This is a genomic window from Gordonia sp. LUNF6 (assembly GCF_047041125.1).
GTDB classification, from domain to species: Bacteria; Actinomycetota; Actinomycetes; order Mycobacteriales; family Mycobacteriaceae; genus Gordonia; species Gordonia sihwensis.
On record NZ_CP178181.1, the window covers coordinates 2,087,936 to 2,110,474 of the forward strand.

The 22,539-nt window shown below is 64.1% G+C and carries 21 protein-coding genes, 3 pseudogenes and 1 other annotated feature; of the genes and pseudogenes, 7 read left to right on the forward strand and 17 right to left on the reverse strand.

Going from position 1 to position 22,539, the window contains the following annotated elements; genetic code table 11:
- The 7 genes and pseudogenes from ACK8HH_RS09765 to ACK8HH_RS09795 all read right to left on the reverse strand — a co-directional run bounded on the left by ACK8HH_RS09765 (position 1) and on the right by ACK8HH_RS09795 (position 7,273).
- Positions 1–354, reverse strand: coding sequence for a BlaI/MecI/CopY family transcriptional regulator (locus tag ACK8HH_RS09765; RefSeq protein ID WP_006898154.1), 354 nt, complete (start codon positions 352–354; stop codon positions 1–3).
- Positions 355–403: 49 nt separating this feature from the next.
- Entirely contained in the window at positions 404–832 is a 429-nt protein-coding gene (locus tag ACK8HH_RS09770) for a hypothetical protein (protein ID WP_006898155.1), read from the reverse strand.
- Positions 833–1,198: 366 nt separating this feature from the next.
- The gene (locus ACK8HH_RS09775; RefSeq protein ID WP_006898157.1) at positions 1,199–2,122 is read right to left on the reverse strand and encodes a M23 family metallopeptidase; all 924 of its coding nucleotides are present in this window, start codon (positions 2,120–2,122) and stop codon (positions 1,199–1,201) included.
- 303 nt (positions 2,123–2,425) lie between these two features.
- Positions 2,426–3,640: a L,D-transpeptidase gene (locus tag ACK8HH_RS09780; RefSeq protein ID WP_006898158.1), complete on the reverse strand. Its 1,215-nt coding sequence runs from the start codon at positions 3,638–3,640 to the stop codon at positions 2,426–2,428.
- Between the two features lie 142 nt (positions 3,641–3,782).
- Positions 3,783–5,270, reverse strand: a complete 1,488-nt coding sequence (locus ACK8HH_RS09785; protein WP_412475152.1) for a multicopper oxidase family protein — start codon at positions 5,268–5,270, stop codon at positions 3,783–3,785.
- Between the two features lie 257 nt (positions 5,271–5,527).
- A complete protein-coding gene (locus tag ACK8HH_RS09790; protein ID WP_008376372.1) occupies positions 5,528–5,779 on the reverse strand; it encodes a hypothetical protein in 252 nt (83 codons plus the stop codon).
- A 240-nt stretch (positions 5,780–6,019) separates the two neighbouring features.
- Positions 6,020–7,273: pseudogene (locus tag ACK8HH_RS09795) on the reverse strand (IS256 family transposase).
- 350 nt (positions 7,274–7,623) lie between these two features.
- On the opposite strand from ACK8HH_RS09795, the gene ACK8HH_RS09800 reads away from it, so the two are divergent.
- Positions 7,624–7,800: a hypothetical protein gene (locus tag ACK8HH_RS09800; protein WP_228461558.1), complete on the forward strand. Its 177-nt coding sequence runs from the start codon at positions 7,624–7,626 to the stop codon at positions 7,798–7,800.
- A 35-nt stretch (positions 7,801–7,835) separates the two neighbouring features.
- Here ACK8HH_RS09800 and ACK8HH_RS09805 read toward each other — a convergent pair.
- Both ACK8HH_RS09805 and ACK8HH_RS09810 read right to left on the reverse strand, forming a co-directional pair.
- Positions 7,836–8,027 (reverse strand): annotated as a pseudogene (locus ACK8HH_RS09805) (hypothetical protein); the annotation flags it as partial.
- Positions 8,028–8,446: 419 nt separating this feature from the next.
- Entirely contained in the window at positions 8,447–8,851 is a 405-nt protein-coding gene (locus ACK8HH_RS09810) for a class I SAM-dependent methyltransferase (RefSeq protein WP_341338586.1), read from the reverse strand.
- Positions 8,852–8,925: 74 nt separating this feature from the next.
- Between ACK8HH_RS09810 and ACK8HH_RS09815 the strand changes: the two genes are divergently transcribed.
- The 3 genes from ACK8HH_RS09815 to lspA are packed head-to-tail and all read left to right on the forward strand — an operon-like array spanning position 8,926 to position 11,872.
- On the forward strand, positions 8,926–9,348 hold the full coding sequence (locus tag ACK8HH_RS09815) for an ArsR/SmtB family transcription factor (protein WP_039855988.1): 423 nt from the start codon (positions 8,926–8,928) through the stop codon (positions 9,346–9,348).
- Positions 9,345–11,345 (forward strand): heavy metal translocating P-type ATPase, encoded by a 2,001-nt coding sequence (locus ACK8HH_RS09820; RefSeq protein WP_008376366.1) that lies wholly within the window; start codon positions 9,345–9,347, stop codon positions 11,343–11,345. Before ACK8HH_RS09815 ends, ACK8HH_RS09820 begins: the two co-directional genes overlap by 4 nt.
- The gene (gene lspA / locus ACK8HH_RS09825; RefSeq protein ID WP_008376365.1) at positions 11,342–11,872 is read left to right on the forward strand and encodes a signal peptidase II; all 531 of its coding nucleotides are present in this window, start codon (positions 11,342–11,344) and stop codon (positions 11,870–11,872) included. Before ACK8HH_RS09820 ends, lspA begins: the two co-directional genes overlap by 4 nt.
- Before the next feature lie 48 nt (positions 11,873–11,920).
- Here lspA and ACK8HH_RS09830 read toward each other — a convergent pair whose 3' ends face one another.
- The 4 genes from ACK8HH_RS09830 to ACK8HH_RS09845 form a co-directional block, all read right to left on the reverse strand.
- Positions 11,921–12,433 (reverse strand): hypothetical protein, encoded by a 513-nt coding sequence (locus ACK8HH_RS09830; RefSeq protein ID WP_412475153.1) that lies wholly within the window; start codon positions 12,431–12,433, stop codon positions 11,921–11,923.
- Positions 12,434–12,590: 157 nt separating this feature from the next.
- Positions 12,591–13,813, reverse strand: a protein-coding gene (locus ACK8HH_RS09835; protein WP_233500136.1) for an IS3 family transposase whose coding sequence is annotated in 2 segments (ribosomal slippage) — positions 12,591–13,534 and positions 13,534–13,813 — 1,224 coding nt in all. Because the reading frame shifts where the segments join, the coding sequence is not laid out codon by codon here.
- Positions 13,411–13,544 (reverse strand) — a sequence feature (AL1L pseudoknot). (Overlaps the previous gene by 134 nt.)
- A 918-nt stretch (positions 13,814–14,731) precedes the next feature.
- Positions 14,732–15,064, reverse strand: a complete 333-nt coding sequence (locus tag ACK8HH_RS09840; protein ID WP_005203177.1) for a helix-turn-helix domain-containing protein — start codon at positions 15,062–15,064, stop codon at positions 14,732–14,734.
- Positions 15,061–16,167: a tyrosine-type recombinase/integrase gene (locus ACK8HH_RS09845; protein WP_278127435.1), complete on the reverse strand. Its 1,107-nt coding sequence runs from the start codon at positions 16,165–16,167 to the stop codon at positions 15,061–15,063. Before ACK8HH_RS09845 ends, ACK8HH_RS09840 begins: the two co-directional genes overlap by 4 nt.
- Positions 16,168–16,825: 658 nt before the next feature.
- Here ACK8HH_RS09845 and ACK8HH_RS09850 point away from each other — a divergent pair.
- Entirely contained in the window at positions 16,826–17,179 is a 354-nt protein-coding gene (locus ACK8HH_RS09850) for a type II toxin-antitoxin system RelE/ParE family toxin (RefSeq protein WP_278127369.1), read from the forward strand.
- Complete coding sequence (locus tag ACK8HH_RS09855) at positions 17,176–17,472, forward strand: helix-turn-helix domain-containing protein (RefSeq protein WP_006895015.1); 297 nt, start codon at positions 17,176–17,178, stop codon at positions 17,470–17,472. The genes ACK8HH_RS09850 and ACK8HH_RS09855 overlap by 4 nt, the downstream gene beginning before the upstream one ends.
- A 577-nt stretch (positions 17,473–18,049) precedes the next feature.
- On the opposite strand, the gene ACK8HH_RS09860 is transcribed toward ACK8HH_RS09855, so the two are convergent.
- The gene (locus ACK8HH_RS09860) at positions 18,050–18,913 is read right to left on the reverse strand and encodes a hypothetical protein (protein ID WP_278127370.1); all 864 of its coding nucleotides are present in this window, start codon (positions 18,911–18,913) and stop codon (positions 18,050–18,052) included.
- Between the two features lie 81 nt (positions 18,914–18,994).
- Positions 18,995–19,930, reverse strand: a pseudogene (locus tag ACK8HH_RS09865) (SDR family oxidoreductase).
- Positions 19,931–20,061: 131 nt separating this feature from the next.
- Between ACK8HH_RS09865 and ACK8HH_RS09870 the strand changes: the two are divergent.
- Entirely contained in the window at positions 20,062–20,934 is an 873-nt protein-coding gene (locus ACK8HH_RS09870; RefSeq protein ID WP_278127371.1) for a helix-turn-helix transcriptional regulator, read from the forward strand.
- Here the strand turns inward: ACK8HH_RS09870 and ACK8HH_RS09875 are convergent.
- Positions 20,876–21,364: a universal stress protein gene (locus tag ACK8HH_RS09875; protein ID WP_278127372.1), complete on the reverse strand. Its 489-nt coding sequence runs from the start codon at positions 21,362–21,364 to the stop codon at positions 20,876–20,878. The two genes, ACK8HH_RS09870 and ACK8HH_RS09875, sit on opposite strands and share 59 nt — an antisense overlap.
- A gap of 321 nt (positions 21,365–21,685) precedes the next feature.
- Positions 21,686–22,516, reverse strand: coding sequence for a class I SAM-dependent methyltransferase (locus ACK8HH_RS09880; protein ID WP_341338599.1), 831 nt, complete (start codon positions 22,514–22,516; stop codon positions 21,686–21,688).
- Positions 22,517–22,539: the final 23 nt, after the last annotated feature.

Genomic DNA, 22,539 nt, shown 5'->3' on the forward strand with positions numbered 1-22,539 from the left:
TCAGTCCCGTTCCCGCAGGCCCTGAGCGATTGCTGCGCTTTCCTGGTCGGAGGCGTGCCGCACGAAATGCAGCAGCGCCCCAGACGGGTCGCCGGCGTCGGCCAGCACCGCACGCAAGGCATCGCTGACGGTCTGCTCACGCGACTTGAGCGAGTGATACCAGTACGCCCGGCCGCGCCGGTCGCGTCCCAGCCACCCCTTCTGGTACAGGTTGTCCATCACCGTCATCACCGTCGTGTACGCGGGTTCGCGCTCCGCGTCCAGCCCTTCGAGCACGTCGCGGACACGTTTGTCCGCGTCATCGCGCCAGAAGACCTCCATGATGCGTGCCTCCAGCTCGCCCAGACCGTGCATCGCACACCTTTCCCTCACGCCACTGCACTGACTGCGGCAAACCGCGCAGTCAGGCCGCGACCGCGCATCGCCGTTCGCCCTGCAGCCGTCGCTGCAGGGCCCAACCCAACAATGCCACGGACACCACAGCCAGGATCGGCTGCAACGGCGCCCAGACGGTCAATGCTCCACTGACACCGACGACCGCGACCACCACCTTGTTGCACACCGGGCATCCGACAGCCAACGCCGAACCGACCGTCGCCCAGAGTTTCTTCTCCATCCGCGGCGCCGTCCGGGCTTGAATGTAGGTGGCCGCGATCAGGCCGCCCAACACCGCGGTCGCCAGCCAAATCGGGTAGTTCCACCACAGGGTCGGCGTCATGCGTGAATACCACGGCGTGTCGATCAGTCCGGACGGAATACCGACGGCCAATCCGATCGCGATGGCCGTGACTGCTGCCACCACCCAGCGCACCAGGGACCACTCACGCAGCATGGCCACTCCTTCTTGTCTTGGTCAGCATCTGTGTCTCGGCCCGTCGAGTCGAGTCGGTCTCGTCCGCCGGGTCGGCAGTCGTCGAATCACGGCGAACGTGCGCGGTGAATACCAGTCGCCGCAGCAGCGCTCGCGCGGCGAGCGCCACGATCGCCGCTACTATTGCCGCCCACACCCAATGCCAGGTCGGCGGCCAGCCGAGGCGGTGCGCATGCGGGCGCCCTCGCAAGTCAACGGTCTCGGCATAGACCAAGATCATTGCACCGCTGAGGACTGCTGCGAGAACGCCGACCGCCACGGCGAGTCGATGACTGACCCTTGTTCGCGTCACTGCCAACCCCTCCATCTACTAAGCAACATAGTAGGTCAGTGTCGGCGGTCGCGCACCTGCCCCCGAGCCAGCACCGACACGTCCGGAGGCGTCGCAGTCGGCGGCGGCGATGCCTCGGTGGCGATGGTGACGCCGCGGGCCTGCAGCCACGGCAGCGGATCGATCGCCGTCCCGGCGGGGTCGGCGACCTCGAAGTGCACGTGCGGCCCGCTCGACACCCCGCGGCTGCCGACAGTGCCGATCTGCTGACTCATACGCACACGGTCGCCGACGTTGACCGAATTCTGATCGTTGTGACCGTAGGTCGTGACAGCACCGTCCGCGTGACGGATACGGATCCACAGGCCGAACCCCTCCGCAGGCCCTGAGTTGATGACCTCGCCGTCCTCGACCGCCAGGATGGGCGCTCCCAGGCGGTTGCCGATGTCGATGCCCTGATGACCGCGACCGTCACCGAACGTGGAGGTCAGGACACCGCCGGGGGTGGGGGTGGCCGCAGTCTGCCCGGGAGCGGGGCGGGCGCCGTCCGGGGCGAGGTGATCGGAGGATCCCCCGTGCGAAATCGACGGGTCGTGCGGCGCGACCGCGGCAGCGAGTGTCGCCAGTAGGCGCCCCACAGGGACCGCGTCGAGGATCAATGGCGCCTGCCCACCGAAGGCAGTCCCGGCGGCCGCGAAGCACCCCAGAGCTCCGACCCGATCGCCTGCGGCGGGGTCGGTCTCGGCAGAGACGGTCAGACATGAGGTCACGGTGGCCATCGGGGCCAGCAGCTTCACCAGTCCGTCAGGTCCGGCCACGGCCCGCACGCTGTCTTTAACGATGGCCGCCAGCTCGACCACGACGTGACCGTCAACACCGTTGGCGGTCTCAGCCACGGCGGGCGCTGGACTCAGCGTCCCCGCCGCAACCGCCGCGGCCAGACCAAGAGCGACAGGGGCGGTGCCCACCCAGTGCCGCACCCGAGGTGCGAGCGTTGCCGATGATGGCGAGGAGGTGAGTCCGACGAGGGGATCTCTAGTCATGGACGCCACTATGACACTTGCGCACCACTGGCACCACCAGCACCAAACCGGACATTCGACGGAATGGGCAATGCGTGTGCGGGCCGCCTTCAATCGCAGAACATGGAGGTCAGCGCGGTCGACAGGTCGATGTCAGCGCGGGCTGCAACGCCGTCGATGTCGACCCAATGATCTACTAAGCGCCTTAGTAGATCGTTGCGGGAGTGAGATCTATTCGTGATCGTCTCGCAGGAGTTCTGATCAGGCCAGCGCACTGCCTGCTCGCCATTGCTCCCAGGGCACGCCCCAGTCGCCGTTCTGCCAGAGCTCCAGCGGCGCCCCGCCGGTGTTGCGGACCTCGACGACGTCGCCCGGGATCGAGAACTGGTAGAACCAGCGGGCGTTGGCGCCGTTGAGGTTGAGGCAGCCATGCGAGAGATTCGTGTTTCCTTGCGCCCAGACGGTCTCGTCCAGTTGATGCAGATAGACACCGTCGGTGCTGATCCTCGTGGCGTAGGCGATGGTTTGCTTGTAGCCGAGCCTGGAGTTGATCGGCAGACCGTAGGTGGACGAGTCCATGACGACCGGATTCGCCTTATCCAGCACCGTATAGATGCCACGCTGAGTCCAGAAGCTGATCTCGGTGCCCCCGATGACCTCAGTGCCACCCATCCCCATCGAGGTCGGCATCGTGCGGACGAGGTTGCCGTTCTCGTACACCTTGACCTGCTTGGTGCGATCGTCGGCGATCGCTACGTGCGAGTCACCGATCGTGAAAGTCGCCTCGGCATCTTCTTGACCGTAGAGGCCGCCGCCGAGGTCGGCGCCGTAGATCCGCGCCTCAACGGTGACCTCGGTGCCAGGACGGTAGTACTCGCGCGGCCGCCAGTGAGCGTTCTGGTCGTCGAGCCAGTACCAGGAGCCCTCGACTCCGGGCGTGGTGCGGACCGACAGTCGCCGCTCGGCTGCGGCGCGGTCACCAATCGGCTCGTCGAAGTGAGCAACGATGACGATTCCGACGCCGTAGGTCCCTCCGGTCGACAGTGGCGTGCCGCCGGTCGTCTGCAGGGTGACGCCGGCCTGATTGTCGGGGGTGAGCGTGGTGAACGACCCGGTGCGCGAGGCGCGCTGTCCGCCGCCGCGAGCCGTGGCGGTCACGGTGTACGTCCGGCCATAACCGAGCGGTTCACCGACCTTCCAGGAGGAGCGGTCCGGTGTCATGATGCCGACGACAGGCCGCCCCCCATCGTTGACGAGCGTCACGTTCTCCAGGGTGCCGCCGCGCACAGTGGCCACGACCGGGGCAAGGGGATCGACTCCGCTCGCCCCGTCGTCGGGGGTGAGCTCGATCGACGGCGCGGCCGACGCAACCGACGGATCGGCCACCAGATCCCGGGATGGCTGCGAACACCCTGCGATGATCAGGACGGCAGCAAGAAGGAAGGCGGCAGTACCGCCTCTAGGGAATTTGACCATGGGATACGACCTCTCGTGTGCACAGAACGCGACCGCGAGGGGCGAAACCACCCCATCTACTAAGCAGCTTAGTAGATGGGGTGGTCGAGGTGTCGCAGTCGGCCCGCGGTGTACCGGTCTAGGCGCCGCAGGGCTGGTCGGTCTACGCGTATCGGAGCGTGGTCATCATGCCGGTCTCCATGTGATAGATGTTGTGGCAGTGCAGAGCCCAGGCGCCGGGGTTGTCGGCGTCGAGGTCGACGTTGACGCCGCCCATCGGACGGATCAGCACCGTATCCTTGCGCAAACCCGATCGGTCGGGCAGCGACCAGGTGTGGCCGTGGATGTGCATCGGATGGACCATCATCGTCGAGTTCGTGATCTGCATTCGCAGCCGCTGGCCGGGCCGGACAGTCAGCGGTGTGTCCTGGCCGTACTTCTTGCCGTTGATCCCCCAGGCATACGGCGACATCTGCCCGTTCAAAGTGACTTTGAGTGTGGTGTCGGGATCGCGGTCGGGCAATCGTGCCGATTCCGCCGCGGCCAGGTCATCGGCGCCAAGAAGTACTGGGCCCTCGAGTTCGCGCGGGCGGATGGTGCTCGGCGGGGCCTGTCCCGAAGCTGTCCGCAGGAGCGCCAAGGCTTGGCCACTCTTGCCTTCGGCTGCCGCGACAAGCGGGAACACACCATCTCCGGCGGTGATGGTCACGTCGTAGCGCTCGCCCATCGCGACGTACAGGGCTCCGGTCTGCTTGTCGTTGACCCGATGGCCGTCACTGTGCGTCACCGTCATCGTGTGGTCGGCGAGTGCGACCTTGAAGACCGTGTCCGATGCCGCGTTGATCAGTCGCACCCGGACTCGTTGACCCGGTCGGCAGCGGAACTCGGTCGGCGCCTCCGGAACCCTGCCGTTGATGAGATAGTGCGGGTAGGCGACGTCTCCGGCGTCACCCAGCGACGAGTTGCCGTGGTTCATTCCCGGCATCGACGAGTGATCCATCCCGCCCATGCCCGACTTCAACGGTCCGGAATCGGCCTGAAAGTCGGCCAGAATCTGATCGGGGCTCTTCCCGACCCCGTCCGTCCAGTCGTCGAGGACGACGATCCATTCCGCGTCGTAGTCGCCCGCATCGGCCGGATCATCGATGATGATCGGCGCGTACAGACCCCGATCGAGCTGTGCCCCGACGTGGGGGTGGAAGAAGTGCGTCCCAGCATCGGGGGCCGTGAAGGCGTACACGAACCGGTTTCCGGGTGCGATCGCCTGCTGCGTGACGTCTGGGACTCCGTCGGCTTCGTTGCGAAGTCGGATGCCGTGCCAGTGAACGGTCGTCGGCGCAGGAAGTTGATTGTCGACGTTGACTCGCAGGAAGTCGCCCGCCGTGGCGCGAACCACTCGCCCGGGAACCTCGTCGCCGTAGGCCCAGGTGTTCGCGATAATGCCCGCACCGAGATCGACAGCCACCGGTCGGGCCGTCAAAGACGCCTCCACCACCTTCTGCCCCGGCTTCGGCGACGCCTGCAACGGCGGTCCCGGCAACGGCGACGACTCAGGGCGTTGAGGGCGGTCCGGGCTGCACGCGCCGAGTACGCCGACCCCCAGCGCCGCCAACCCTCCGATGAGCACCGATCGCCTCGAAACCTCAACCATCCTGATCAGCCTTTCTGGTCCGCGCTGAATCCGCGAGCATGTATCGCGGACGTCCACTCCCATAGTCGTCTCCGACGCGCCGGGTAGCGACTCTCGCGGACGATCTTGAGGAAACCTTGAATCGATGCTGACGATACGAATGTGGCCGATCACCGTCACCGACATTGGAGCACGCACAACGGCATGTCCTGGCTCACCGTTCAACGAGAAGTATCACCAACCCCACAGGCCTGACCACTGCGCCGACTCGTCGGCTCTCACCAGTTTGGAGGCCCCTGGGGGTCGTCGCGAATCAGCCGAACCATCCGCGTGTAGTCCACGTCAGAGATCTCCCCGCACGCCAAACGCTGGCCGAGGACAGACTCGGGGTCCAGCACCGAAGAGGCACGTATCGACGAACGGATCGCCAGAGTGATTCCGACGGCGATCAACGCCCAGACTGCGATCAGTACGAGCAGCATCCAACCGTGTCCGAAACTGCCCATGTGGCCGCCGTTAGAGAACATCATCGCTACACCTCACTCACCGTCGATCCAACAGTACGCCGCCGACCGTGGCAGACCGAGTCTCGCCTGCACCGACCGGGGCACAGGCCGACAACTTCAGGCATTCGGCCATCACGGCCCAACGATGCCTTCCCCATGTCACACCGCCCTGGACTGAACAGCATTGGATAGAGCCCCGTGGGGTGGTGGACTTCGGATCGGGCGTGGGGCCCACGCGTTCTGATCAACGAGTCGTTGTGAACGCTATGCGAGCTGGGCTTGCTCGTCCAGTAGTGCGGCGGCTTTCGCCTTCTCGGCGAGGACCGCGCGGAGCTCGTCCATGGACACCTCGGACATGTAGCGGCGGGTGACTTGCCATTCGTCGTGGGCGTCGATCACCACCGCTGTCGCCAGCCGGAGGAACGCGTCCGGGTTAGGAAAGATCTCCACGACGTCGGCGCGGCGTTTGATCTCCTTGTTCAGCCGCTCGATCGGATTGTTCGACCAAATCTTCTGCCAATGGGATTTCGGGAACGGCAAGAACGCGAGCACGTCGGTTTGGCTTCTCGCATCATCGCCGCCACCTTCGGCATCGGTGCCTGGAAACTGTCAGCGACCTGATCCCATTGCGCCGCAACGTCTTCGCGGTCAGTGTGCGCGAAGATCGTCCGTACCCCGGCAGTCACGACCGGCTGCTGCTTGGCCGGCACCACCCCATGCAGATTCCGCATGAAATGCACCCGGCACCGCTGCCACGCCGCGCCCACGAACTGTTGTGCCACAGCAGCTTTCAAACCTGAATGGGCGTCAGAGATCACCAGGTGCACCCCGTGCAGACCACGGGCTTTCAGACTCGTGAGGAAGTCCTTCCAGAACTCGAAGGACTCACTCTCGCCGACCGCGGTACCGAGCACCTCGCGAGTCCCGGTCGCCGACACCCCGGTCGCCACCACCAACGCTTGGGAGACCACGTGGGCGCCGACGCGGACCTTGCAGAACGTGGCATCACAGAACACATACGGAAACTCGGCATGAGTCAGCGAACGGCCGCGGAATTCGGCGATCTCGGCGTCTAGACCTGCACAGATCGCCGGACACCTCGCTTTTCCAGACGCCGGAGTCCACGCCCATGGCGCGCACCAGATCGTCGACGCTGCGGGTGGAGATGCCCTGAACGTAGGCCTCCATGATCACCGCGTACAAGGCTTTGTCGATCCGGCGTCGTCGCTCCAACAGGACCGGGAAGAACGACCCGGCGCGCAGTTTGGGGATCTTCACCTGCACATCACCGGCGGGGGTCGAGATCGTCTTGGGTCGGTGGCCGTTGCGGACGGTGGTGCGGTCTGCGGAGCGCTCGTAGCGGCCGGCGCCGATCTTGGTGGTCGCCTCGGCCTCGATCAGGGCCTGCAGGCCGGCCCGCAGGATCTCCGGGAGCACCCCGACCAGGGCGAGTTCATCAGAGCGCAGTGAGGCGATTTCGGTCAGTTGGTCGAGCAGGGCAGAATGGTCGTGGGTCATCGCGTGAATGCCTTTCAGTTGAGTCACTTGCCGGTAACTCACTGATCATCACGCGATGGCCCGCCCAACCGGCGACACCGACCCCGTGCGGCGTGTCCACCACCGTCACCGAGCCACCAAACCCCACCACTCCAGGGGACTCACCCCAGCATTGATGCTGTTGTCCGCGACGAGTTTCCTTCAGCGACGTCGCCTACCTGAAGCTGCGGGCGAGCCGGACCGCACAGAGACGCGGTCAGGCGCACTCAGGCAACGGCGCCATCGAAAAGCCGCTACCGGACACCGGACTTGCGTGCGACGAGCAACCAATAGGGAAAGTCGACACCGCCGGCGCGGATCCGTTCCTCGACATGCAGGCCGGCTCGCTGGAGTTCGTCGACAATCGCATCGAATTCCCGGACCTGAAACCCGTACTGGGTGAACGGCATCGCTCACAAAGCATCCGGATCTGCGATGCCGAGAACGGCGCAGCCGTTGCCGGCGAGAATCCGATGGAGCTCACTGAATGCGGCGAATCGATGAAGTAAATCGTATTCGTGCTGATCAACGCGTCAATCGAAGCGTCCGGAACAGGTAGGGACTCCATCGGCGCGGCAGTCAGTGACAGTCTCCGCGTTTGGATCTCGCGACGAAAGCGTCTCTGTGCGCCGTCGATCATCGTTGTGGAGATCTCGAATCCGTGCACCATGCCCGATTGCCCTACACGATCAAGCAACAACCCTAATCCGACAGACACCACCGTCGAACCCGACATCGGCGACTACTCGACCCGTCCGGATTCCGGCAGCCTCCACCGCGGCAGCAATAGGTTCACGATTGCGTCGATTCAGTACCCGGCCGACGATTCGACCGCGAATCCCGGCAGGTCGCCCAAGTTGCCGAGAAATACTCGCCACGACCTGCTCGCCGACATCCATACCTCGATTGCAGCATCCTAGACCCGGCAACCGCATCAGGGGACTCCCGGAGAGTTCGCCCGGGTGTGACATCGGAAGCGACTCACCGGATGAATCACGGTACCTATCCTCCGCCGGCCCCGACTGCCAATCTCAAACGACTCCACGCCAGTCCTCGACGCCCCGTAAGCCCTATCGACGGGTACACCCGACTGGAGGGGTGTCACCCACGATCTAAACCGTTATGTGATTCACAGTCGGATACGCTGTGGCCAAGTTACAGATAAAGCACTCGGACTGCTTCGGCTAGTGCTTGCTCCCAGTCGACGACGTGGTGGAGCATGATGAACGAGACGACCATGTCGAACTGGCCGTCGGCGAATGGTAAAGCAGTTGCGTCTGCAACCCGGGTGTGCGCGCGGTCACCGAAGGCGCGGAGGCGGTCTTGAGCGGCTGTGACCATTCGGGGGTCGAAGTCGGTGACGGTAATGGTTGTCGTCTGCGGTTCTGGGCTTGCCGCCAGAATGTGGGCCGCCATAGCGCCACCGCCGCCGCCAATCTCGAGGAGGGCGCCGTTGGGCTGGACTCCTTGTAGAGCCCAAGGGAGCACCCACCGACTGGTCGCGGTCTCCCATGGTGCGCTTCGGCAGAACAGTGCTTCGACTTGTGACATCGACGGCATCGCGGATTGCTCCTTCGGGGTGCGGGTGAGGTGGGAGCTTCGATTCCACCGTGCCTGGACGCTATCATCGTCGTATGACGATGAATAGATGTTCGGTGATGGTGGGGACGGAGCTCGATCCTGCGGTCGCGTTGTTTCGGAGTTTGTCTGACGGGACCCGGCTAGCGATCGCGGCTCGATTGGCCCGCAGTGGTGAGGCTCGAGTGGCTGATCTGATGGCTGAGTTGGGTCTTGCTCAGTCGACAGTGTCCGCGCATGTTGCGTGCCTGCGGGACTGCGGATTGGTGGTGGGTCGGCCAGAGGGCAGGCAGGTGTTCTACCGTCTGGCGCGGCCGGAGCTTCTCGACCTGCTGGCGGCGGCTGAGACGGTGCTTGCTGCGACGGGCAGTGCCGTAGTGCTGTGTCCCAACTATGGGTTGGACAGTGCCTGCGATGGTGAGGCCACTGCCGGCGCGGTCGTTGAGGAGATCCGCGGTGTGGGGGGTGATCGACGATGAGTGATGCATGTGGATGTGGGCACGACGAGATCGGGGAGGATGAGCAGGCGCCTGGACATTGGTGGAACGTCCGAGAACTTCAGGCAGCTGCGGTTGCCGGATTGTTGTTGGTGGCCGCCTATCTCACTGGCTGGGCAGATGGTCCGAGGACGATCAGTACGACCCTGGAGTGGGGTGCTCTGCTAGTAGGCGCGGCGACGTTTGTCCCGTCGACACTGCGGCGGCTGGCATCGGGGAAGATCGGCGTTGGAACGCTGATGACGATCGCTGCGGTGGGTGCGGTGATTCTCGGTGAGGTCGGGGAAGCGGCGATGCTCGCGGTGTTGTTCTCGATTAGCGAGGGCCTTGAGGAGTACGCCGTTGGTCGTACTCGTCGGGGCCTGCGGGCGTTGTTGGATCTGGTCCCAGATTCGGCGATGGTGTTGAGGGCGGGCGTCCCGACAGCGGTGTCGCCGTCAGTTCTTCGTGTCGGGGATCAGATCCTGATCAAGCCGGGTGAGCGTATCGCCACTGATGGGCGCATAAGCGAGGGGCGATCGTCGCTGGATGTATCGGCGATTACTGGCGAATCGGTGCCGATTGAAGCGAATCCTGGGGACGTCGTGTTCGCGGGATCGATCAACGGCACTGGTGTGTTGGCCGTTGATGTCAGCGCTACTGCGGAGAACAATTCGCTGGCGAAGATTGTGCAGATTGTCGAGGCGGAGCAGTCTCGAAAAGGCGATGCGCAGCGGTTAGCTGACCGGATTGCTAAGCCGCTGGTTCCGGCAATCATGCTCATGGCCGCTGTGATCGCGGGTATCGGCGCAGTGTTTGGCGACCCGGCGACGTGGGTGGAACGAGCTCTTGTGGTGCTGGTGGCAGCCTCACCCTGTGCGCTGGCAATCTCGGTTCCGGTGACAGTGGTTGCTGCTATCGGCGCCGCCAGCAAGATTGGTGTGCTGGTCAAAGGTGGTGCGGCGTTGGAGTCTCTCGGCCGGGTCCGGATCGTGGCTGTTGACAAGACGGGAACGCTCACCGCGAACAAGCCGGTTGTTGTCGGTGTTGCTGTTGGCGGTCAGGCGAACGAGGTCGCGGGAGAACCCGGTGTGACCGGCGACGTTGGGCATTCGATTGAGCAGGCGCGAGTGCTCGCGGTTGCCGCGGCGCTGGAAGCTCACAGTGAACATCCTCTGGCTCGTGCGATCCTTGCAGCTGACGGTGGGGTGAGTAGGGCTGCGACTGATGTACAGGCGGTGCCAGGAGCGGGTCTGACCGGTCTGGTCGAGGGTCGCCCCGCTCGGCTTGGGCGGCCGGGTTGGATCGATGCGGGTGCTCTGGCCGACCGGGTCGCGGCCTTTCAAGCTGATGGTGCAACCGCGGTTCTCGTCGAGGAAGACCAACGTCTCCTCGGAGTCGTCGCGGTACGTGATGAGCTTCGCCCCGAAGCACGGGAGGTCATCACGCACATGCACGATTCTGGAAATGCCGTGGTGATGCTCACCGGTGACAATGCCGCGACGGCGACTGCTCTTGCACAGATCGCCGGGATCGACGATGTCCATGCGGATCTGCGTCCAGAAGACAAGGCACGAATCGTGTCCACGCTGCGCGGCGACGGATTCATCGCAATGGTCGGTGACGGGGTCAACGATGCTCCCGCACTGGCCACAGCTGACTTGGGAATCGCCATGGGCGCGATGGGTTCTGATGTCGCGATTGAAACCGCGGACGTGGCACTGATGGGCGAGGACCTGCGGGTGCTGCCTCAAGCGCTCGATCATGCTCGTCGGGCGCGGACCATCATGCTGCAAAATGTGGGGCTGTCCCTTGGTCTGATCGCCGTTCTCATCCCGCTCGCACTGTTCGGGTTGCTCGGGTTGGCCGCGGTGGTCGCTGTCCACGAACTCGGTGAGATCGTCGTCATCGCCAACGGCGTCCGTGCTGGGCGGGTCAAGAACCGCCTGACGATGGCCGATACCGCTGGAGCATCGGTAGCAGTCGGGGCGAACCGATGACCCCGTCTGGTCCGGCGGTGTCAGGCGGTAGGTCGGGATATGCCCGCCGCCTGGGGATGCTGCTGCTGGCCCTGACCTTCGTCATCGTTGACGTGGCCGTCAAGGCATGGGCAGTCGATGCACTTGACGGCACCCGAATAGAGGCCGGGCCGGTGGACCTGCAGTTAGCGTTCAATTCGGGCGCGGCCTTCTCCTTTGCCGCCACCGCTCCGGGGTGGGTACTGCTGGTCATTCCCGCCGCGGTCACGTGTGGAGTCGCGGTCCTCGGTTGGCGTACCGCAGACTCCCACGGACTGCTCTGGCGCGTCGCGATTGCCGCCGTCCTGGGCGGAGCGATCGCTAACATCATCGACCGCATACCGGACGGAAAAGTCACAGACTACCTACACACCGGCTGGTGGCCCACGTTCAATCTCGCCGACACGTTCATCGTCCTAGGCGCCCTCACCCTCGTCGTGTGCATCATTGTCGACCCACACGAATCACCATCGCAGAACGAGGGGCAGGTACCGGCTGAGGACCAGTGAGCTGGTGCGATGTTGTGCTGTCTCCGGACCGTGATGGTCCGGCCGACGTCACCGCAGTCGTCGACCGGCATACCGAGCCCACGTTTCGCCGGAGCGTTCAGCGTGAAGGAACGCAACCTGATGGCTGTAGCCCAATGCGTCGGCGACGACGGACGGAGGGCACTCGAGCACGAGGTCGTCGAGTGCGCTGTTGCGGGCACCGAGGTTGCTCATGCCGATCAGGCGCAGGCGATGCATGATCGTGTCGGGATGGAGATGATCTCCGGCATGCGTGCCGGGAAACAACCAGGGATTGCCGTGTCCACTGGTGCGTAGATTCGTGCGATGGGCGAGCACGTCGCGGACGAGTTGAGCGAACGGTTTGGGCACGTCGACGGGGTGCTTGCCGAAAGTGATCGCCATCGGATTGCCGTCGATGATCGATGATGTCTGCAGTCGGACAATGCTTTTCAGCGGCTGCGCATACAGCAGAATCAGGACCCCAGCGACTCTGTAAGGGAGAGTCTCACTGTCACCAGTGAGCAGTTCGCTGATCCAGGCGATCCGCTGGGCTTGAGTCAAGGATGGTGTCGTCTTCGGAGCCCGGTGGCCGAGCTGCACGGCGGTATTGAGTCTGTCTTGTTTGCAGATGACCAGGAACGTTCGGATCGTGTATCGCGTTGTCGGACCTGTTGCGATCCACTGGTCGACGTGAAGCGCCCTGGGTTTCGTTCCGTGGTTACACGGTCGCGGGCGCGGTCGTCGTGGTGTGAGTGTAGGTCGCTCCGACGTTCGCCGGGGTGCGGTAGCCGAGAGCTTCGTGGAGCCGGGAGGTGTTCCACCAGTGGACCCAGCCCATCGTGGCGAGCTCAACCTCGCTGACTGACTCCCAGATCCGCTTGGAGTAGATCAACTCCGCCTTGTATAGGCCGTTCACTGTCTCGGCCAGCGCGTTATCGTAGCTATCGCCGACGGTACCTACTGAAGCCGTAACTCCCGCGGCGAGCAGAGCGTCCGAATAGGCGAGCGAAACGTATTGACTACCCCTGTCGGAATGGTGGATCAATCCGCTTTCGTTCCTGCTCACCCCGGTGGACTGCAGTGCATGCTCCAGTGCGAGCAATGGCAGAGACTCCGTGTGGAGCGTGGGCGCGACCGCCCAGCCGACAATTCTGCGACTGAAGACATCGGTAACGAATGCGACGTAGCAGAACCCGGAGAGCATCCGGACGTAGGTGATGTCGGCGACCCAAAGCTGCTGCGGTCGATCCGCGACGAACCGCCGTTCAACGAGGTCCGGGCGCTGGTCATCTCCGTCTGCGGAGCAGGTGGTGACGGGCTTTCGACCTCGGCGAACGCCCTGCAGGCCGGCGATCTTCATCAGCCTCGCGACCTGGTCGCGACCGACGTTCCATCCTGCGTGGCGCATTGCGTGCCACATCTTCCGGACCCCATAGACGCTGTAGTTCGCCTGATGAATCCGCTGCACCTCCTCCGCCAGCATCTCGTCCCGAACGCTGCGAGCGGAGGCCGGCCTGTTCTTGGCAGCGCGGTATCCGCGGGAGGTGATGAACCCACATTCTGTCGCACTGAGGATGCGGCAGATGGCCTCGACCCCGAACTTCTCGCGATGCATGTCGACGAACGCGATCATTTCGTCGTGGGGCGGTCGAGTTCCGCTGCGAAAAACGCTGAGGCGGCCTTCAGGATCTCGTTCGCACGTCGCGCCTCGGCGAGCTCCCGCCGGAGACGGCGATTCTCCTCCTCGAGCGGCTCTCCCGGTCCGACCGGCTCGGTGGCGCCGTAGCGATTGCACCAGATCCGCAGCGTCTCTGTGCCGACACCGAGCTGCGGCGCGACGGCACGGATCGATGCTGCGCGAGGGCCGCCCTCGCGGGCTTGGCGGTCGTAGACCATGCGCACGGCACGCTCACGCAGCTCTGGACTGAACTTCTTGGGCATACTCCGATTCTCCTTGCTGAGACTCGGAACGGAACCCAGGGCGCTTCAACGTCGTGTTGCGTGCAGGTCTCGATCGTGCGTCCGTAGGTGGACCTCAGCCAGCTCAGGAACTTGACGGTCTCGGTGATCTCTTGTTTGGCCGATCGCACCGATGGCTGGGTATCGCCGCCGGCATCGGCGATTGCGCGAATCCGCCGCAGATGGTGCCACGTCGCGAAGTGGCGAGCGGGCCGGGCGACCTCGGTCGGCAGGTCGATCAGCTTGTCATCGATCCATTGTTCGAAGCGTGGCAGCCACCGGTCTCGGGGAGGCAGTAGGCCGTGGTATTCCATCAATGTCCGCAGATGTTCTGCTGCCCGACTGGGTAGGGTGTCTAAGCCTTCGTGCGTGGCGGCGATGGCGCCGGTTCCTAGCCCCTTGAGCAGTTCCTGGACTTTCGGTGACCGCTTCCAGATCATCGTCGACTCGGGTCGCTTAGCGACGCATAGCGCGTCGACGAGGCCGCTGAGGATTGGGTCGGACGGCGGCCCGCCCATGATCTCGTGTAGGTCGTCCCGGACGGCGCAGCGAGCGCATATCGTCCCGCGGTGGTGACCGGACTCCTCGCCGCAGCGGCTGCATCGAAAGTCGTCGACGATACCTGCGCACGGCCCGCACACCGGGGTGCCGTCGGGCAGGGGTGGTCCAGGTAGAAGTCGTTCGACGCCGCATACCGGGCATGTTCCGTGAGTGTGGATCGCGGTGAACCAGCAGGTGAAGCAGATTCGGCCTTCGGGCCAGTGTGCCTGCGTCCGGGTGGTCGATCTGCCGCACCGGTCGCAGACCCACGCTCCACTCGCCTGTCGCGGTCGGCCGCGTACTGGCCGATAGGGGACTAGGCCGTCAGGTTCCATCCTGTCTTCACCTCATTGCGTGGTGCTACTCGTCGAGGATGTTCGCGCGCCGCGGACGCACAGCGCGGTCCAGCCGCATGACGTTCGGGCCGGCATTGGCTGCTCGGTGGTGCTCGCGAGCATTGACGGCGGTGACTGTGAGAAGCGCGTCGGGGCCGCACCCGAAGATGTCACACAACGCCGACATCAACTGCAGCGACACCCGCTCAGGTCGCTGGTTGACCAGCCGATACACCTGGGGACGGGACAACGAGATGTCCCGTTCTGCGAGCAAGGGGATCAAGTCCGTGGTCGTGTTCATTCCGCGCGCAGCCATCAACTCCGCCAGCCGCCACGTGTAATCGACCTTGCGTTTCATTCGGCAGTTCCCTTCGTCGTGCTGTCCAACGCTTCTCTCACGGTCCGGTCCAACACCGATCTCAATGTCGACCGACGAAATTCGTCAGATGTGAACTGATAGATTCCCGTCGTCGAGGCGTGTTCGTGCCCCATCTGGTCCTGCACGAACCTGGGATCCCAGCCATCCTCGAGTAAATGCGTGGCGTACGACCGCCGAAACGAATGCAGATCGACGCCGTCGGGGATACCCAGATCAACACAGTAGCGGCGTACACGACGAAGAAGAGTCGACCCCACCACCAGCCCACCTCGTTCGCTGGAGAACAGATCAAGACTGTCGGGATCACCTCGGCCGTTGGCGATCCAGTCCTCGATGATCGGAGGCGTCCACCGCCACACCGTCAACACCGAACGGGGTTTCGGAGGTGACCCGCGGAACGCCTTCCCGTACCGGACCTTGCACACGCCGAACTTCCCGAACTCGCGAGCGTGGGGATTGCGGGCGAAGTCCACCAATTGCAGGTGCGTGAGCTCGTTAAACCGCAAGCCGTAGGCGTAGGCGACCTTCATCATCGCGGCGTCCCGGTAGGCCGCCTGCCAGCCCTTCCTGCTGGTCGTACCGATCCGAGCTACCTCATCGTCGGCGTACTCGAACAAGGCTTGAAGCTCGTCCTTGGTGTACGGGCGCTTGCTCGCCCGCCCGTCGTACTCCTGGACGTGGCTCGCGGTGTTCCAGGCGGAAAAAACCTGGGCCGGGTACGCGTCGAACAGCTGCTCACAGACGCGGTCCCACCCGTAGTCAGGGTTGCTGATGTAGGAACAGAATGCCCGCAGTGTGCCGTGGTAGCCGCGCAACGTCGAGTGCATCACATGACGAACCGACCGAAGATCGGCGGAAAACTCCTCAACCATCGCCGGTGTCCAGTTCCACGGCTCCTCGTTCGAATGCTCGATGAACCTCTGCACGCAGCGCACTCGCCGATCGATTGTCGAGAACTGCAAGTTCCTGGACAGCTGCTGGTTCCGCCACCCGTCGAGCATCAGCTCGACGACACGCTCCTCCGGCCGCAGAAGCGGCACAGATTCAACCAGATGTACTCGGCCAACCTCATCGATTCGCATCGGAACCTCCACCAGAAACGGTTTCATCTGATGATTCAATGATGCATCCAATGAGACGGCAGGTCAATACCCGCAGGTCAAAATGACAACGAAATCGATCAAGACCGGGCAACTGCCCACGCGACTCATGGGGTCTCGCCGGAAGGCGGCTGGCCTAACCGGTACGTATCCGCTGGTCCCGACGCCATAGAATGAACGAAGCGCCCGGGCATGGGGGAGCCGCAGTGATTCATCTGTTGCAATACGCAGGGTTCAACTTGACATAATGTATCTTATCGGCTCGGGTTCCATGTCCATATATGAAACTCGCCAGTCGACGACAGTTCAGCGCGTTTTGCACACAACTGGCAATTGTTGAGAAGTACTTAACCGATTGAGCTGGGTCTGCTTGTTGGAAACCTCAGCTTTCGGCAATCCTGGCTGGCCAGTTCGATCAAAGCGGTTGGTCAAAGCATGGTTCGCGGATCCCATAGTTTATCGTCACTGTGACGATGACCAGACGCGCGGCCGCCGCACCTGGGCCGCTGCGCCGTCCTCGTGACCCGACCGCTCGTAGGTCTCAGGCTACCCGATACACACCGAACTCGCCCCGAACGCTTGCACGCCAGTTGCTGATTATTCCGTTGATGCTATATAGCTCTCCCGGTATACTCGGAGGGTGGGAATCGAGCGGGGATCGACGTGGCAGATTGAGCTGAGTGAAGAGGTGCGCAGTTGGCTCGACGGGCTCACAGTGAAGGGACGGGCACAGGCGTTCCGGGCACTCGACCTCCTGGCCGTCGAAGGTGCCATGCTCCGAATGCCGCACAGCCGCAAGCTCAACGAGAATCTCTGGGAACTCCGGTTTCGCTGTGATCAAGTCAACCAGCGAATCGCCTACACCATCCAGCCTGAGCGCCGCGTGATCACGTTGACGACGTTCCGCAAGCAGCGCAACAACGAGCGCAAAGAAGTCCAGCGAGCCCGCAATGTGCTGCGCCGCCGGGATCAGGAGAAGGAAGGGAAATCATGACCAACTACACCGAGTACAAGCAGGCGGCGCTCGCCGACCTCACCGCCGCCGAGCGTGAGGTCTACGACCAGGCATACGAAACCGCCGGAGTCGTGATGGAGCTAGCAGGAATCGCCTACCAGGCTCGAATCGACGCCGGACTCACCCAAGCCCAGCTCGCAGAACGGATGGGCACCACTCAAAGCTCCGTCGCCGCCGTCGAGAACGGTTCCCGCACTCCCACCGTCAACTTTCTCGAGCGCCTCGCCCGCGCCTGCGGCGCCCGCCTCACCGTCAGCATCGACGCCGCCTGACCTCGCCCCCGGTCATGCATCAGCAAGTGCTCGCCGCCTGGGGCCGCTTGGTGGATCATCCCTCTCGCACTTGCGGTCTATGCCAGTCGGACGGGTGTCGTCGCCACGATCGACTCCGTAAAGTGCTCGCCGCGTGCAGTTCAGCTCGAACCCAGCCTCCATCCTCGCCGACCAGGAAGTCGCCGATGGTGGTTGCGGCGATAGTTGGCCCCGCTGGTACTCGGGTCCCGAACCAACTCGCAGGTTCGATCTCTACCGGGTAATTCACAGCTTGCGACTTGAGGCCGGGAGACGCACCTTCGGAAGGCCACAACTCGATGGCGTGCTTCGAATCTTCTACAATTAGATTTCCGTCGAGAACGAATGATCGCTCTTGTATTCCCATAGAACGGTCAGGCGAACCACACGCGGATATCGCCCGAACTGGGGAGTCGACGTTGGCGGATGCCACCTTCGCTTGCGCACTGAGACCGAGAACTCGAACGAGTCGAGGTAGACGTACACCGAGTCCATCCAGACGGCAATGTTCTCATCTCTGTAGGGCGTGAGCCCGATCTGGGCGTCGTAGGGCTTCACGTTATCCGGGCATCTGGCCATTGGTTGCATCATTCGCGTTGTCGAGGAGAGCGCGGAGGTTTTCCGCCTCGTCTCTGATCTTTTCTCGCTCGAACCGGGTAAATCTACGCAACTGCATCGCCAGTACCGCGTCAGTTCCGACCTCGTCGGTTCCCAGCAGCCCCGCGACGGCCATCCGTGCATCGTCGACCACTTTTGACGATGCGATGGCGGCGAGTACCTCCGTACGGCGGTCGAGAGCCAACGTGATCGCTTCCAGAATCGCCGAACGATCGATCGTCCGCTGTCTATCGGAGATCACTTCCTCCACGGGCGGATTGCCCGGCCACGGCCAGGCGAATGCGCCATCGTCCACCGGACCGCTCGACAGGCTCGTCACGGTGAGCGCGAAGCCTCGCCCCGAGGACAGTCCGACAATCAAACCCGACCGGTCGTCGATCGTGATCGTGAGCCGCTCTCGCTCCGTGGCACCGGGTCGGCCTAGCAGGGTCGACCACGCCGGCCGCCCATCGCAGCGGACGGGCACCGGCGTGGTGAGTGCGACGACGTCTCGCGTCATCTGGTGGAGGACTCCGGATTGCCCCACGAGGTCGATCGGGCTTATGTGAGTCGTCAGCCACGGCATTCGGATACCGCGGCCGCTGAGTTCCACTGCCGCGCCGTTGCTGTCACGGTAGAACGTGCGGCGGCCATCGCTGATGTACTGGACCTCGCCGTCTCGCTCCACACGCCAACGTCCGGCTCCACCGGACCAGAAATCGAGGACGTCGGTGTCGTTCGGTGTCGTACTCGTCATGCGCCCGGCGACTGGCACCATCGCAGCCCCGATGTTCCGTCCGACGAGTTCGGGCCACGATGGTGTCATCACAGCACCTTAACTCCGACCCTCGGTTCTGTCGGGCTCGTCTGCGGCGACGGCCGGAACGGTCTCGGTGCCAACGCCGCGTCATTCGAACCTGACGCCCGTCATCTCTTCGGACACGGTCCAGAGTCGTGCCGCGTCGTCGGTGCGCAACGTCTTCCACAGATTCTGTCAGCCCGGCGGACCGCCGAGTCGGCCGGGCCACTGAGGACCGTACAAGCGGCCGCCGACCGCGTCGGGTGCGGTCGCCGCCATAAGCGCCGGAAGCTTGGCGCTCTCCACAGTGCCGACGATCAGGCTATGTGCCGAGAGCCAGCGAATCATGCGCACCGCACGCGTATCCCGCCGGCGTCCGAGTTCCGGTCTGGCCGCGAGCAAGGCAGTGGGAGCGACACCGGGATGGGACACGTTGCTCGTGATACCCCATGACGCCGCGGAACTACGTCTATCGAGTTCGAGGCCGAACAGCGCACACGCGATCTTCGACTGACGGTAGGCACGCATTCCGTCGTACCCACGCTCCCAGTTCAGATCGGCCCAGTTGATGGTGCCCCTGCGAGCTGCGACGCTCGACTGCGTCGTCACGCGGGCGGACCCCGCGCGCAGCAGCGGCAACAGACGTCCGACGAGTGCGAAGTGGCCCAGATGATTAGTTCCGAATTGCAGTTCGTTGCCGTCGGCGGTCACTTGCCGAGACGGCGGCGTCATGACTCCCGCATTGTTGATCAGCACATGAATCGGCTCGCCCTCCTCCATCAAGGCCGCGCCGAGCGCCGCGACGGAGTCGAGCGATGACAGTTCGAGCTCCCGCAGAGACACAGCCGCCGCCGGTACACGGGATCGAATCGTCGCTAAGGCGGCCGCACCTTTTCGCGGGTTGCGGACCGGCATGATCACTTCGGCGCCCGCGCCCGCCAATTCAGTGGCGATTCCGAGGCCCATTCCGTCACTCGCCCCGGTGACGACGGCTCGTCGCCCCGAGAGATCACCGATAGCGATGTCGTAACGTTCGCGATCCATGCCGATGACTCCTATTCAACCGCCGAGTGAGGCCAACACCCTCTGATTCGAGTCTGGCCGGCGGGAAGCCCGTTATCCACGGCATGACGATCCGTGGATAACCACGGCACGTCCGCGCCACAATGAAACACATGACCGATCGCGACGCACTCGGCGAGTTCCTGCGCACGCGCCGGGAAGCCCTCGCGCCCGAGGACGTCGGCCTGCCGCGCGGACGTCGCCGGCGCACCGCGGGCCTCCGGCGCGAGGAAGTTGCCGTTCTGTGCCACATGTCGGCCGACTACTACTCACGGCTCGAGCGCGCGCAGGGCCCGCAGCCGTCGGAGCAGGTGACCGCGTCGATCGCGCTGGGCCTGCATCTCACCCGGGCGGAGCACGATCACCTGTTCCGGCTCGCCGGACATCAACCGCCGCCGCGGGGCTCTTCCACCGATCACATCAGTCCCGGGATGCTGCGAATCTTCGATCGCCTGGCCGACACGCCGGCGGAGATCGTCGGAGAACTCGGTGAGACGCTGCGGCAGACTCCGCTGAGCGCGGCACTCGTCGGAGACCTCAGTGGACGTACCGGTCTCTCACGCAGCGCAGCATACCGATGGTTCACCGAGCCGGTGTCCCGGGAGCTCTATCCTCCCGACGACCACGACTTCTACTCGCGGATGTACGTCTCCAACCTGCGCGGCGTGGTGGCGGTTCGGGGACCGGAGTCACGAGCCGCACAGGTCTCCGACGAACTCCAGGCCCGCTACGAGGAGTTCCGAAGGCTCTGGGAGCGTCACGAAATCGGCGTCGCACCGCACGAGGTGAAACGCCTCCTGCATCCGGAAGTCGGATTGCTCGAACTCAATTGCCAGATTCTCCACGATCCCGTGCAGACACACTCACTTCTCGTCTACACCGCATCGCCGGGCAGCGAAAGCTACGACAAACTGGCCCTGCTGGCCGTCATCGACCGGCACGATCGCGTCCCTCAAGCCGCCAGTCCCTCGCCCGGCACGGGCTGAGACTCCATCCCTCGGGAACGATGAGGACCGGGCAGTTGCCGCGATTCGTCAGTCCCTTGAACACCGCCCCGCTCAGACTGTGGTCGAGCATCGCTCCCAGTCCATGATGAGGTCGTCCGACGACGATCATCGTCGCCCCGCACGACTGCGCCTCATTGGTGAGAACCTGGGCGGTCTCTCCGCGTGCGGTTGTGTAAGTCCAGTCGTCGGCGTCACGACCCAGGAGTTCGGCGACCACCCGCCGGTGCTCCTCGAGGTGCTGATCGGTTTCGACCTCGTAGTCGGGCTCGTCGGGATCGAACGGCAGGTCGCCGAAATCCACTACATGGACGACGCGGATCTGCGAATGCAGAGCACGTGCCAGCCGCGCCCCGAACACGACCGCCGCCTTGCTGTTCGCGTGGGCGTCGTAGCCAATGACAATGTTCACCTGTCGCTCCCCTCCTCGGTGGAGTCCCAGGGTCCATCAGCCGGGTCGGCGGTTCAGGCGGACGCTCTGGGCGTCGCCTCGGCAGGATCCATTGCCGCTACCACCATTCTACCCCGCTGATCTGGATCCAGCGGGTCCTGGACGTCTCCGCTCGTCGGACGACCGCGACAACCTCGATTTTCTACGAAGGGAACGGATCGCCCTGAACCCAGGCACTTCGAGTAAGCCAAGGGAGCGAAGCGACACGGCGCATGGAGGGAACCCGTCGACGCGCCGGCGATCGTACGAAACCACTGACGGCGTAGTGCGCCGCCGTACCTGTCACCCGCGAGCCCAGAGGATCCGACTCGGGCTCGTCGCCTCGGTCGTCCGGCCCGTGTAGGTCCCGATCAGCTCGGCGGCGGACAGATCCTCCACGTCGTGGAAACGCAGATCGCGCAGCAGCGCGCCGAGGTCGTCACGGTCGTAGAAGTTGAACCACGGCTCGCCCACGGCGGCCACCCGCTCCGCCCGTGCCTGCATCCGTGCGCGTTGTGCGTCGTCGGTCGCCGGCTCGAGATAGTCGAGAATGACTTCCGCCGACGATGTCTGGCCGGCGACGTACTCCAGCGTCGATCGCGCGGCCTCCGGTGTCAGGTAGTAGACCACTCCGAGCCAGACGAACACCGCCGCCGCGTCTCGCCGGAACCCGGCCGACGCCAGCGACTCCGCGAGATCGTCGGTTTCGAAGTCGACCGGAACGAGCGTCGTCGTCGCCGGCACGTCGATCGCCGCTTCAGCGAGCCGTTCCCGCTTCCATTCCTGTGTGGCCGGGTGATCGACCTCGAAGACGCGCAGGCCGGGATCGGTGCTGCGATAACCGAAGGTGTCCAGTCCCGCCCCCAGCACGACGACTTGACCGACACCCCGGGCTGCCGCGGCCGCGACCCGGTCCTCCGCGAACCGGGCGCGGGCCGCGAAGAACAATCGTCGCCGCCGATCGGTGGCCGCGACGGGCAGTCGCCCGTCCTCAGCCGCGCGGCTCAGTGCCTCGCCGGAGCTTCCGATCAGACGCACGGCGAAGGGATCGTCGAGGATCCGCGGGCTGTCGGCCACCTGGTGATAGGCGCGGGCGTATGCGGTCGCGAGTGCGGTTCTACTCGGTTCCTTCATCATGTTCCTCCGGTCTGCCGATC